Genomic DNA, 12859 nt, shown 5'->3' on the forward strand with positions numbered 1-12859 from the left:
ATGATATTAAATTAATAGGAGGAATAGAAATGATAACGTATGAAGGTAAATTAATAGCAGAAGGTTTAAAATTTGGGATTATAGTAGCAAGATTTAATGAATTTATAGGTGGAAAATTATTAACGGGAGCACTAGATGGTTTAAAACGTCACGGAGTTACAGAAGGAAATGTTGAAATTGCATGGGTGCCTGGTGCATTTGAAATACCTCTAGTTGCAAAAAAAATGGCTAAGTCTGGTAAGTATGATGGTGTGATATGTTTAGGAGCAGTAATAAGAGGCGCTACATCTCATTATGAATATGTATCTGGTGAGGTAACTAAGGGAATTGCATCTGTATCACTCGAAACAGGAGTTCCAATTATTTTTGGAATTCTTACTACTGAGAATATCGAGCAAGCTATTGAAAGAGCGGGTACAAAAGCAGGTAATAAAGGGTATGATGCTGCAGTAACTGCAATAGAAATGGCAAATTTATTAAAAGAAATTTAAAATAATAGAACAAAAAAATTCTCCTGCGTGCATTGCAAACGAACTTAAAACTGGAAATTCGATTAAGAAATTCTAAATCAAATTTAATAGCTTATACGTTTCTTATTGCAAGTCACTTCGGAGAAATTCCAAAGTTGCTATTCAGCTGATTTTTAGGTACTACTTTGGGTATTCATTAGGGGTGCATAACAATTATTAACTGTTATGCACCCCTAGACTTTTTTCGCTTTCATCTATACTTATGATATACTATTCTTAAAGATAAGTAGAATGGGGGTAGTCCAAATGGGTATAGGCGATAGTGTATTTACTATTATATTTATTATGATGGGTGCATCGGCTGTTGTTTCTGGTTTGAATTTTGAGAAGAAGCAGGGGAAAAAATATAAGGGCGAAAATTTAGATGAATATATAAAACTAAATAAGCTTGTTTTAATTTCAATGGGAGGAATGATTCTAATTGGTACTTTCCTCGGACAAGGGTTACCTTTATTAAAAAATGTAATAACAAATATAACAATTGGAAGTTTATTTCTCATATGGATTGTTTATTCGGTAGTATCCAAAAAGAAATTTTCAACCAAAAAATAATAAACAGAATGGAAGGTTGCGGACTTCCATTCTGTTTTTAATTTTTTAGATTAAAATATTATATTTCAATGTGCTCTGGTTTTAGCTTGTAAACCACATCTTTTCTTTCTAGCATTATATTAATTTTTTCTTTTAATGCATCATCGTCTAGAATTTTTAGGAGTAGTTCTTTAGTAGGGTTTATTACTGTAGGGTTACTAATTAACTTTAACATAGAGTAATCTCCGGAAGTATCTCCATAAGCATAACTTTGATCCAAATCAATATTATATTTACAAACAAAATGTTCTATGGCGGCATGCTTACTAACACTATCCCACATAGGAATAATAGCACCAGTGTAAATATTATCTTTATTCAATTGATACTTTGTTCCTATATAATCATCAAACCCGTATTTTATAGACATTTCGCGTACAAGTTCTATTGGACTGCCTGATACAGTGATAATGATATGACCCTGGCTCTTATGCCATTTAATTCTATCACGGGTGTAGGTATAAACCCTATCCCCTTTTTGCTTTACAATTTGCTTAGCAATAAACTCGATTTGACACTTATGAAGTCCAATTATGGCCTCGGTATAAATATCAGCCATTTTAAGCAGGTAATTATCATAATTTCCTATTCGCTTATCCCATTTAACATAATAGGGTTTTACTTCTTTGTACCATTTATCATTTTCTATTATTTCGCTTTTAATCAATTTTTTGAATACCTCACTAATTAAACTATCTCTATAGAGAGTACCATCAATATCAAAGAAAGCAGCTATTCTTTTTTTCAAAGTGATCACCTCCAACATCGGTATAATATAATTATTTTAAGAAATTTAAAACTAGCTATTCGGGAAATATTATTCTTTTTTCAGTGATTATGAAATCCAATGGCACATCATATTCACCAGTGGGCACTTTATCAACTATTTGATAGTCATAGGCTATGCCTATAGTAGGAGTAAGTTTCGTCTTTTTAGGTAAAAATCTATCATAATAACCAGCACCAAAACCTATCCTATTGCAATGTTTATCAAATACTACGCCGGGAACTATTATTAAATCTATATCCTCAATATTAACTTTATCTAATGAGTCATGTTTTGGCTCCATAACACCAATACTAGATTTAGAAAGATCAGTAGTAAGATTATTTATTTTAAAAGGTATTATTTCTCGCTTAGATTGTATGCAATAGGGTGCAATTACTGTTTTACCGTTATCCAAACACCACTTGGCAAGAGGATATGTATCAACTTCTTTATTGAAACTTAGGTATAACATGATATTTTTGCAATTTATAAATTCAGGTAACTCCATAATTGTGCCTATAATTTTATTGCTAAAATTACTTACATCTTGAATCTTCATACTTTTTCTTTGATGTAGCATATTTTTTCTTAAAGTATCTTTAAGATTATCTTCCATAAGTACCCTCCCCTAGAAATTATTTAAATATTATACTATAAAATTTAAATTAGTATAACATATGTTTATCATATATGCAATTTATAGAATTATATATAAGTTTATATTATTTTAGATAACCAATCTTAAGCAAAATAACACTTCCATAAGTCTCAAGTAATGCATTAATACATTAAAAATTATAAATTGGGAAGTCTATAATTATAATATTAAAGATGCAGGAGTATTAAAAAATACTAGGTATCTTTAAGAAATATAAGGAGGAATATTCATGGACAATTCAAAAATAAGAGAAGTTAATGGAATAGACCACGTTGGAGATGTGCCAAGTGCAAAGAAAGGAATCGTAGATTTTCTTTCAGGTGAGGACAGATATAAAGACTCTATCCCACAGGATAGGCTTAATTCTTACAAAAAAGGTCGTGAAATAGCAGTAGAAATAGAGAATATTTTAAATGGGGATCAAAGGGATTATTAGAATTAAATAAATTTAATATTATTCAAAAATGGGTATAGAGTTTTAATTCTATACCTTTATTCTTTATAATGCAGTTTAAATTGATAAAGTTGAAAAATGATTGTAGCTTTCTGAAAAGTCTGATATTATTATATCTGTAATAGTGTTTGTAAAATTACAAAGACATAAAGAACTTTTTACGTGTTTTTATGGATATTTCAAGTAATATAGGGAGGTTATTTTAAATACATATATGCTATAATATATATTGTATTTAAAAACAATCTAGGGGTGGTGATGTACCATAAAAGGTTCACGTAAAACATGTCGTATACTGTTATTATTGTCTATTTCAATACTTTTAACATCTTGCAAAGGTAATACAAAACCTGTTGAAAAAGAGACCTACCTAATGGGCACAATTGTTCAATTAAAGGTATATGGTGGAAACGCAGAAAAAGCAACCGAGAAAGCATTAAAGAGGGTAAATGATATAGAAGATAAAATGTCTGTTAATATTGAAACTTCTGAAATTACAAAATTAAATGCTAAATCTGGAATTTCAGGTGAGAAACTTAGCGCCGATACATATTACGTAATAAAAGAAGCTGTTAAATATGGTAGATTAACTGGAGGTGCCCTTGATGTAACTATAGAACCAATTGTAAAGCTATGGGGTATAGGTACTGACAAGGAGAGAGTTCCAACAAAAAATGAAATTGATGAAAAATTAAAGCTAGTTGATTATAATGATATTATTCTGGATGAAAAAAATTCAACTATCAAGTTAAGGCGAGCGAGCCAAGCTATAGATTTGGGCGCTATAGCAAAGGGATATACGGCTGATGAAATAAAGAAGGTTTTAATAGATAATAAGATTAGCAGTGCGCTTATAAATTTAGGTGGTAATGTTTATGCTGTAGGAAGCAAACCAGACGGAACTAGCTGGAATATAGGAATACAAAATCCATTAGATACGCGTGGAGAATACTTAGGAACTGTTAGTTTTACTGATAAATCCGTGGTTACATCAGGCAATTATGAGAGATATTTTATAAAGGATGGTGTGCGGTATCATCATATATTTGATCCTAAAACTGGGTATCCAGCAGATAAAGGTATCATAAGTACAACTATAGTATCGGATAAATCAATTGATGGAGATGCACTATCTACAAGTACTTATATCATGGGACTTGAAAAAGGGATTAAATTGATAGAGTCTATTAAAGGTGTAGATGCTATTTTTGTTACCTCGGATAAAAAAATATATGTTACATCAGGCCTTAAAGATAGTTTTAACCTAACGAACAAGGAGTTTATTTATGAAAAAGGGCGATAAAATAGTTTTCATAATACTTTTAATTATTGTAGTAATATCTTTTAGTGTAGCTTTAATATACAAAATCGCAATCAAGGGGTCAGAAAATATTGCAGTTATTAAAAGCGCCGGTACAGTGATTAGAACTATTGATTTAAATAAGGTAAAAGAGCCACAAGAGTTTACTATAAAAACAAAAGATGGCCATTATAATACCATACTAGTTACTCATGATGGTGTTAAGGTAAAAGATTCTGATTGTGCACATAAAGAGTGTGTTAAAAGTGGAAGTATATCAGAGCCAGGTGGGATGATTGTATGTTTACCTAATAAACTTATGATTAGTATTGAAGGCGAAGCAAATAAAGGTATTGATGGTGGGACTTTTTAAATTAAAAAAATGTAGGTGAAAATATGGGAAAGACTAAAAGAATGGTTTTACTCAGTATGTTAGTTGCAATAGCATTAGTTATTTATTTAATTGAGGCTCAGATTCCAGTGCTATTTCCAGGAATAAAATTAGGGCTTGCTAATTCTATATCGTTAGTTGCATTAATAATACTAGGGTGGAAAGAAGCATTTTTAATAATGATTTTAAGAACCTTATTAGGTTCTATTTTTGGTGGAAGCATGTCAGCCTTTATGTTTAGCATTGCAGGCGGAGTGCTAAGTAATATAGTAATGGTATTGCTTTACAAGTATCTTAAGAATCACTTAAGTATACCTTCAATAAGTGTTTGTGGATCTGTTTTTCACAATGTAGGTCAGCTACTTGTGGCCGCTTTTATAATTAATGATTTAAGAATATATGTGTATTTACCGGTATTATTAATTTCAGCGATTGTTACAGGGTATTTTATTGGAATTCTATCTAGTATTTTAAAAAGTAGATTAGAAGAAATATTACCACTAAAATAAAAGTATGAAATTTCTCTTGTGAGCATTGCAATACGAACTCGAAACTTGAAATTTGATTAAGGAATTCTAGTCTTTTGCTCATGTAAAATTCTCTAGCACTCACATTCGCCGTCCTGGCTAAGGTTCGCTAGACTGCCGTCCTGGCAGTCTTACGAGGATTTTACATTCGCAACAGAAGAATTTCTAAATCAAATTTCAATAGTTTTTACGTTTCGTATTGCAAGTCACTCCTGAGAAATTTCATCTTTTGGGCATAATAAGACGTCGCAGTTAAAGGCTGGTCCACATCAGATTTTCTCCTTCATTATTCATACGAAAATTTGATGTGGCACAAGCTCTTTCACTGCTTATACTAAAAGGAAGATTTGGACAATCTTACTCACTGCCTATAGGGAAAACAATCTATTATAGAATCTAAACTTTTATGTTGACAAAATCTCCCTAAAGTTATATATTTATAACATACATGTTATAAATATATAACTTTAGGGAGGTTTCTTTTATGGATCCAAAAATGAGTATTAAATCAAAGCTTGTTCTGCAATTAGGAGTAGCATTATATCAATTAATTGTTTTCTTACTGTATAAACTAAATGTAATCAATCCTGACAAGGGTGCTTCCATGTTTATTCAAGGTCTTTTTGAAATTATGATGGTGGCCATATTTTTCTATAATGAAAAAAGATTAAGTGGTATAACTGATGAATTAGGAATCAGTATATTATCTAAAGTAAATAAGATTGGTATGAATTTTTTAGTAATTTCAATTGTTATATTCAGCTACCGACTTACATCTCCAGCTTTTACAATTTATAAGGAGCTTGTTATTTCAAAGTTTGCAATAGGAGTCTGGTTAATGATAATCATATTTATATTCACTATAATAAGATTATTATCCTTTATGTATTATGATAGAAAGGGGATTTGCAAATAAGTGTCAATTCTAAATACAAACATTAAAGAGTATAGAGAGAAAGCATTAATGAAGCAAGCTGAACTTGCAAAATTAGTGGAGGTTAGACGAGAAACTATAGTGCATTTAGAAAATGGGAGATATAACCCATCCTTAAAATTAGCTATGGATATAGCCAAGGTATTCAATACGACAGTTGAAGAATTATTTAAATTTGTTGATTAATAAATATAACTTTAGATAAATAAAATGAAAAAGATAAGCCTCCTGCGTGCATTGAAATAAGAGTTTGAAACGTGAAATTCCATTAAGAAATTCTAATCTTTTGCCAATATTAAATTTTCTAACACTCACATTCGGCTTTTAGCCGGTTCGATAGCCTTCATTCTAGTCAGGCTCACGAGAATTTAATATTGGCAAAACAAGAATTTCTAAATGAAATTTCAATGTTCCTGCACTTCTTATTTCAAGTCACTTCCGGAGAAATTTCCTATCCTTTTACTATGCTTCGAAGGGGGAGAACACCTTTTCACAATATTACAAGTTTCATAAATCATAATTCTATGATTTATGAAACTTGTAAAAAAGAGTATGGACGTATTATCAATACAAAATTTAAATAAGAGATATGAGAAATTTGAATTGAAGAATGTTTCATTTTCTGTGCAGCATGGAACGATTATGGGTTTTATCGGACGTAATGGTGCAGGAAAGACTACCACATTAAAAGCTTTACTTAAGCAATTTATTCCGCCTTATGTTTAAAGTTTACGACTTTAGTACCCATTGGACTTGTTAGTATAGTTATTGTTTCTATAGCCATTGGAGGGTTATGTGGCCCAGTAAAGGTTTCAACTTGTACGGTTATTTCGTACTCAAACATTTCTGGCGTTTTTTTTATACTTGATATTTTTGCATCCCATAAGTCATATTGTTTAGGGTGACCATAATATTTATCTACTTCATCAGAGATATAAGGACTTAAAAGAGACAACAGACTACCTTTGTATAGTTCTTGTTGATTAACATTTTTCACTTGATTTGTATAACAGTTAGTATAAGAATAAACATTTTTTGGACTTAAACTTATTAATATTATTAATAATACTGAAATAAATGCTTTTTTCATAAAATCAACTCCTTATGTATTATAGTTTGTGTAAGAAGTATTATTTTATTAGTAAATCATATTTTTTTATATGATACTCAGTAAATAAAGAAAGTATAATAATAAAATTTAGTATTATAGTTAAGACGTCTTTTTCTTAAATAGTTAACCAATCGTAATTATACGATAGTTAAACAATTGTATATTGTGGATTTAAATATGAAAGAAAAAGTAAGAATAAAATTTTATCGGAAAAAAATTCGTTGAATTTCTTGATTAAAAGATACTATAATATTACACAACATTGCTGAAATGAAAAAGATAAGCAGAAGGTTTAAAACCTTCTGCTTATCTTTTCTCATTAATTACTTAAGTTTTCACGAGCTTTTAATGGTTTTGAAATAACCTTTGTAGGACATTTAGTAGAACATAGTCCACACTGTGTACATTTTTCAAAGTCTATTACAGGTAAGTTATTAACCATAACAATCGCCTTAGATGGGCAAACTCTTGCACACATTCCGCAAGCAATGCATCCAACACCGCAATTATCTTTTACTGTTTTACCCTTTGATTTTGAGTTACATTCAATAAGTACTTCTTGAGTAGCTGGAACTAATTCTATTAAATTCTTAGGGCATACTGCAATGCATGCGCCACAAGCTACACAATTATCCTTATATACTACAGCTACACCATCAATGACGTGAAGGGCATTGAACTCACAAGCTCTTACACAACTTGCAAAACCCAAACAACCATCAGCGCAAGCTTTAGGACCACCACCAGGAGCAATAACTGCTTGGCGGCAATCTTTGATTCCATCATACTCATATTTTTCTTTAGCAAACGTGCAAGTTCCTTTACATTTAACAAAGGCAACTTGTGGATTAGCGGTTTCAACGGATACGCCCATTATTTCCCCGATTTTTTCAGCGACAGAAGCTCCACCTACGCTGCATGCATTTAGGAGTGCACCGCCCTCAACTACAGCTGCAGCATAAGCATCACAACCAGCGAATCCACATGCACCACAATTTGCACTAGGCAATGCTTCTCTAACTAGTGGTATTTTAGGATCAACAGCTACGTAGAATTTCTTATTAGCATAACCAAGTACTATACCAAATACAAGGCCTATACCACCAATGCTTATTACTGGGTAAATTAAATTATTTATATCCATTTAAATACCCCCCAATTTTAAACCACTAAAGCCTAAAAATGCGATGGCCATGAGTCCGGCTGTAATTAGTGAAATAGGTAGACCTCTAAAGGCTAGTGGCATATTATCATTCTCTTCCATTCTTTCTCTTAAACCTGAAAGAAGTACAATGGCAAGCATATAGCCAGCTGATGCTCCAAGGGCATTAACCATGGATTCTACTAGGTTGTATTTTTCACCTATGTTGATAACAGCCATACCAAGCACAGCACAATTAGTTGTTATTAATGGAAGAAATATTCCGAGCGCTTTATAGAGACTTGGCTGAGTTTTTTTGATAACCATCTCAACAAATTGCACGAGTGCTGCAATAACTAGCACGAATGATAGTGTTGATAAATAAGTTATGTTCAAAGGAACTAAAATCCAGTTATAGACTCCATAAGTCATGAATGAGGCTAAGAACATAACAAATACTACTGCTAGTCCCATACCTTTTGCAGTTTCGGTTTTTTTAGAAACTCCAAGAAAAGAACATACTCCAAGGAATTTAACTAATAAGAAGTTATTTACCAAAAATGCACTTATAAAAATTGAAAAAAGTCTCATTTCCATCCACCTTTCTTAAAAAAAATTATTTTTTGCAACTATGAGCACAAGACCCACATCCAGTACACGCGCCAGTCACTGGATCAATTTCATGAAAATGTGCAATTTTATCATTAACTTTATTTGTTTGATTAATTGCTTTTTGGTTTAGTAGAGCCATTAAAATTCCTAGAGTAATAAAAGCTCCAGGTGCTAGAACCATGATTATAGCAGGTTGAAAAGAGGCTCCCAATAATTTAAATCCGTATATTGAACCAGCGCCTAGTAATTCCCTTATTGCACCCAGAATTGCTAAAGCTACTGTAAACCCAAGTCCCATTCCGATAGCATCAAAAATTGAAGGAAGTGCTTTGTGTTTTGAAGCATATGATTCAGCTCTTCCAAGAATTACACAGTTAACAACTATAAGTGGAATAAAAATTCCGAGTGACTTATATAGAGATGGAACAAAACCTTGCAATAAAAACTGAATTAATGTTACAAAAGCAGCTATTATTGTAATGTAAGCTGGTATACGAACCTTATCAGGTATTGCATTTCTTAATAATGATATAAAAAGATTAGAAAAAATCAACACTGCTGTAGATGCTAGTCCCATACCTATGCCGTTTTTTACACTTGTGGTAACAGCTAGGGTAGGGCACATAGCGAGAACTTGCACAAATATTGGATTTTCGGTTACAATACCATTTTTTAATCTTTCAGAAAATACGCTCATTATTTTTCAGCTCCTTTCAATGAAGAGTTGTAAAAATCAATAGCATCGCTAACACCAAGAGTTACAGCTTTTGATGTAATAGTTGCACCTGTAATAGCTTGTATTTGGTTGTCCTTTGAAGGAGCTACTTTTACAACTTCTAATTTTTCGTTTATAGGTTTATTCTTAAATTGATCTGAAAACTTAGGTTCTGGAGCATTAGCACCAAGACCAGGAGTTTCAGTGTGGGCTAAAATTTTAATCCCAGTAACTTTTCCCTCGTTTGATATTCCAACCATGATTTCTACTGGGCCAGCGTATCCTTTTGGAGCAACTTTTATAGCATAACCAGCTATTTCATTACCCTTTAGGCCAGAGTTAACCTCAGAAATCTTTTCATTGATTTTCACGTCTGTCTTTTCAAATTTATCAGCTGTGGGTAATATTGCTTTCATAGCAGCTTGCTTATCAGCAGCAATCGAATTAGCAATAGGTGCTTTTGTTATTTCATAGGCACCGCCTAGTAAGAAGCCCGCAACTCCAGTAATTAAAAGTAAAATCAAACCTAATTTAATATTTTCTTTCAATTATTTCACCTCCCCAAAAATACGTGGAGCAGTAAACTTATCAATAAATGGAACAAATAAGCTCATTATTAATATAGAGTAGGATACTCCTTCAGCATAACCACCATATAAACGTATAATTGTGGTTAAAACTCCACATCCAAGTCCAAAGATAAGTTGTCCTTTTTTAGTCATTGGCGAAGTTGAATAATCAGTTGCCATAAAGAAAGCACCAATCATTAAGCCTCCAGCACAAATTTCATATAATGCATTTCCAGTCATTAAACCATCTCTACCTAATATAGCAGTTAAAACAAATACAGTACCAATAAATACTACTGGAGTATGCCAGCTTATTATTTTCCTATATAGTAGATAGGCTCCACCGATTAGTAATGCAAGTACAGAAGTTTCACCAATGCAACCACCGACATTACCAATAAAAACGTTCATTAGACTAGGTAAATTGTCACCACCAGTTTTAAGTATTCCAAGTGCCGTAGCAGCGGAAGTACCATCAACGGTAAAATTAGTCATGTGAACTGGCCAAGAAGCAAGTAAAAATGCTCTAGCGGCTAAAGCGGGGTTCATTACATTTTGTCCAATTCCACCAAAAAATTGTTTTACAATAATTATTGCGAAAAATCCTCCAATTGCAGGAAGCCAAAGCGGAACAGCAGCGGGCAAATTAAATGCAAGTAATAAACCAGTTACCACAGCACTAAGATCTCCTATTGTAATTTTTCTATGAGTTAGTTTCTGCCATAAAGCCTCTGCCGCAATACATGATAGCACAGATACCAATGTAACTAAAAATGCTTGCATTCCAAAAAAATATATGCCGGCAAAGGTAGCAGGTAGTAATGCTATTATTACGTCTCTCATTATGCCCTGCACAGAATCATTTGATTTTATGTGTGGGGATGAAGATACTGTATACATATAAGTCACCTCTATCTATTTTTTTCGTCTATTGATATTTACTGTTTGTTTACCTTCACGGCAAGTTTGAGTTAAATGACGTTTTGCTGGGCATACATAAGAGCAACAAGCACACTCAATGCAATCCATACCATGGTATTCTTCAAATTCATCGTACTTACCTCTTAAAACTAAAGAGTTAAGTTTTGTAGGGTTTAAAAACATAGGACAAGCGTTCATGCATTTTCCACATCTTATGCAGCTAGATTCTTGTTCTAATTTAGCTTGCTGTTTTGTTAAACAAAGTATCCCCGAGGTTCCTTTAATAACGGGAGTTTTTAATGAACTTAAAGCCATTCCCATCATAGGTCCACCGGATATTACTTTAACGGGGTCTTCTTTAAATCCACCAGCAGCCTCGATAACTTCTTCTATAGAAGTTCCAAATTTTACTCTTAAATTAAGTGGTTCTTTAACTGCTTCTCCGGTTACGGTTAGTACTCGCTCCATAAGTGGTCTACCGTTTACTACAGCGTTATATATCTCAAACACAGAATCAACATTTTGAACTATGCATCCAACGTCTGCAGGGAGCTTACCAGAAGGTAATTCTCTACCAGTAATTGCATAAATTAATTGTTTTTCTGCACCTTGAGGATATTTTGTAATAAGTGGAGTAACTTGTACATTATCCATGCTTTTGCAAGCTTTTTTCATAGCTTCAATTGCATCAGGCTTATTATCTTCTATTCCAACATATCCCTTTACACCAGGGAACATTTGAAGAATAATTTTTAAGCCGAGAGCTATTTCAGTGGATTTTTCCATCATCATTCTGTAATCGCAAGTTAAATATGGTTCACACTCTGCAGCATTTATTATAATGCTGTCGATAATTTTTCCCTCTGGAGGAGTAAGCTTAATATGTGTAGGAAAACATGCCCCACCCATACCTACTATACCAGCTTCTTTAATGATAGTTACGATTTCATTTTTTGATAGCTTTTCATAATCATTGTGAGGTGTCATAGTTAGCACTTCTTCATAAGTGTTATCGTTTTCGATAATGGCAGACAATACCATTGTTCCATTACTATGTAGCCACGGCGCTACGTCTTTTACAGTTCCAGATACGCTTGAATATATTGGCGCAGATACAAAAGCTTTGGATTCACCTATTTTTTGTCCCACCAATACTTTATCACCTTTTTTTACTAAAGGTTCGCAAGGTGCACCTATATGTTGTTGCATAGGAAATACTAAGTTGCCCTTTGGAAGCAAATCTTGAATTGCTTTGTGCATACTTAAGTCTTTACTACCACTCGGGTGAATACCTTTTTTAAAAGTCAAAAGTCCCATAATAAACCTCCTTGTAGTTCTCTGAGAGGCATAACAATTATCAATTGTTACCCTCTTTAGTGGTTTATAGTAGTATAACAATAATTAACTGTTATACTACTATAAAATTATAGCTAAGATTGTAAAAAATAAAAAAGTGTAAAAGCTTAATGCAGTTACAACTAAAATCCACTATACCATATATATTATACCTTTTGTATGTATAAAAGAATACCTTTTATGAAAAAAAACTTTTATGAAAAAGTGAGATTATTCCAATAACTCCACTGGTATAAAATGTGTTCTTAAGGAATATTACAATGAAAAATATAAGATTAAT

Annotated in this window: 17 protein-coding genes and 1 pseudogene; 9 read left to right on the forward strand and 9 right to left on the reverse strand. The window is 32.4% G+C overall.

Annotation, left to right across the window (positions count from 1 at the left end; all coding sequences use genetic code 11):
* The first annotated feature begins 29 nt into the window (after nucleotides 1–29).
* Together ribE and KTC92_RS16990 are read left to right on the forward strand one after the other, a co-directional pair.
* The gene (gene ribE / locus KTC92_RS16985; RefSeq protein ID WP_220286043.1) at nucleotides 30–491 is read left to right on the forward strand and encodes a 6,7-dimethyl-8-ribityllumazine synthase; all 462 of its coding nucleotides are present in this window, start codon (nucleotides 30–32) and stop codon (nucleotides 489–491) included.
* A gap of 285 nt (nucleotides 492–776) precedes the next feature.
* Nucleotides 777–1082 carry a hypothetical protein gene (locus KTC92_RS16990; RefSeq protein ID WP_216301986.1) on the forward strand — a complete coding sequence of 102 codons (306 nt, stop codon included), beginning with the start codon at nucleotides 777–779 and terminating at the stop codon, nucleotides 1080–1082.
* 58 nt (nucleotides 1083–1140) lie between these two features.
* Here the strand turns inward: KTC92_RS16990 and KTC92_RS16995 are convergent, their stop codons facing one another.
* Complete coding sequence (locus KTC92_RS16995; RefSeq protein ID WP_216301987.1) at nucleotides 1141–1887, reverse strand: HAD-IB family hydrolase; 747 nt, start codon at nucleotides 1885–1887, stop codon at nucleotides 1141–1143.
* A gap of 37 nt (nucleotides 1888–1924) precedes the next feature.
* Complete coding sequence (locus KTC92_RS17000; protein WP_220286042.1) at nucleotides 1925–2506, reverse strand: 5-formyltetrahydrofolate cyclo-ligase; 582 nt, start codon at nucleotides 2504–2506, stop codon at nucleotides 1925–1927.
* A 271-nt stretch (nucleotides 2507–2777) separates the two neighbouring features.
* Here KTC92_RS17000 and KTC92_RS17005 point away from each other — a divergent pair, with 271 nt between their 5' ends.
* From KTC92_RS17005 to KTC92_RS17035, 7 genes and pseudogenes are all read left to right on the forward strand, one after another.
* On the forward strand, nucleotides 2778–2984 hold the full coding sequence (locus tag KTC92_RS17005) for a hypothetical protein (protein ID WP_165411693.1): 207 nt from the start codon (nucleotides 2778–2780) through the stop codon (nucleotides 2982–2984).
* Between the two features lie 391 nt (nucleotides 2985–3375).
* On the forward strand, nucleotides 3376–4305 hold the full coding sequence (locus tag KTC92_RS17010) for an FAD:protein FMN transferase (protein ID WP_216301989.1): 930 nt from the start codon (nucleotides 3376–3378) through the stop codon (nucleotides 4303–4305).
* On the forward strand, nucleotides 4289–4675 hold the full coding sequence (locus tag KTC92_RS17015; protein WP_165411695.1) for a NusG domain II-containing protein: 387 nt from the start codon (nucleotides 4289–4291) through the stop codon (nucleotides 4673–4675). The genes KTC92_RS17010 and KTC92_RS17015 overlap by 17 nt, the downstream gene beginning before the upstream one ends.
* A gap of 23 nt (nucleotides 4676–4698) precedes the next feature.
* The gene (locus KTC92_RS17020) at nucleotides 4699–5202 is read left to right on the forward strand and encodes a Gx transporter family protein (protein WP_220286041.1); all 504 of its coding nucleotides are present in this window, start codon (nucleotides 4699–4701) and stop codon (nucleotides 5200–5202) included.
* Nucleotides 5203–5704: 502 nt separating this feature from the next.
* Nucleotides 5705–6136 carry a hypothetical protein gene (locus KTC92_RS17025; RefSeq protein WP_216301990.1) on the forward strand — a complete coding sequence of 144 codons (432 nt, stop codon included), beginning with the start codon at nucleotides 5705–5707 and terminating at the stop codon, nucleotides 6134–6136.
* Nucleotides 6137–6340: a helix-turn-helix transcriptional regulator gene (locus tag KTC92_RS17030; RefSeq protein WP_216277559.1), complete on the forward strand. Its 204-nt coding sequence runs from the start codon at nucleotides 6137–6139 to the stop codon at nucleotides 6338–6340.
* Between the two features lie 366 nt (nucleotides 6341–6706).
* Nucleotides 6707–6853, forward strand: a pseudogene (locus KTC92_RS17035) (ATP-binding cassette domain-containing protein); the annotation flags it as partial.
* Between the two features lie 7 nt (nucleotides 6854–6860).
* On the opposite strand, the gene KTC92_RS17040 reads toward KTC92_RS17035, so the two are convergent.
* From KTC92_RS17040 to rsxC, 7 genes are all read right to left on the reverse strand, one after another.
* Entirely contained in the window at nucleotides 6861–7244 is a 384-nt protein-coding gene (locus KTC92_RS17040; protein WP_220286040.1) for a DUF3888 domain-containing protein, read from the reverse strand.
* Nucleotides 7245–7584: 340 nt separating this feature from the next.
* Entirely contained in the window at nucleotides 7585–8403 is an 819-nt protein-coding gene (locus KTC92_RS17045; RefSeq protein WP_220286194.1) for an RnfABCDGE type electron transport complex subunit B, read from the reverse strand.
* A gap of 6 nt (nucleotides 8404–8409) precedes the next feature.
* Nucleotides 8410–8997 carry an electron transport complex subunit RsxA gene (gene rsxA / locus KTC92_RS17050; protein ID WP_216301991.1) on the reverse strand — a complete coding sequence of 196 codons (588 nt, stop codon included), beginning with the start codon at nucleotides 8995–8997 and terminating at the stop codon, nucleotides 8410–8412.
* Nucleotides 8998–9022: 25 nt separating this feature from the next.
* Entirely contained in the window at nucleotides 9023–9715 is a 693-nt protein-coding gene (locus KTC92_RS17055) for an RnfABCDGE type electron transport complex subunit E (RefSeq protein ID WP_216301992.1), read from the reverse strand.
* A complete protein-coding gene (locus tag KTC92_RS17060; protein ID WP_165411699.1) occupies nucleotides 9715–10281 on the reverse strand; it encodes an RnfABCDGE type electron transport complex subunit G in 567 nt (188 codons plus the stop codon). Before KTC92_RS17060 ends, KTC92_RS17055 begins: the two co-directional genes overlap by 1 nt.
* Nucleotides 10282–11202: an RnfABCDGE type electron transport complex subunit D gene (locus tag KTC92_RS17065; RefSeq protein WP_216301993.1), complete on the reverse strand. Its 921-nt coding sequence runs from the start codon at nucleotides 11200–11202 to the stop codon at nucleotides 10282–10284. It abuts the gene before it with no gap.
* A gap of 15 nt (nucleotides 11203–11217) precedes the next feature.
* Complete coding sequence (gene rsxC, locus KTC92_RS17070; RefSeq protein WP_216301994.1) at nucleotides 11218–12540, reverse strand: electron transport complex subunit RsxC; 1323 nt, start codon at nucleotides 12538–12540, stop codon at nucleotides 11218–11220.
* Between the last annotated feature and the right edge of the window lie 319 nt (nucleotides 12541–12859).

It is taken from the genome of Clostridium sp. CM027, from assembly GCF_024730565.1.
GTDB classification, from domain to species: Bacteria; Bacillota; Clostridia; order Clostridiales; family Clostridiaceae; genus Clostridium_AD; species Clostridium_AD estertheticum_B.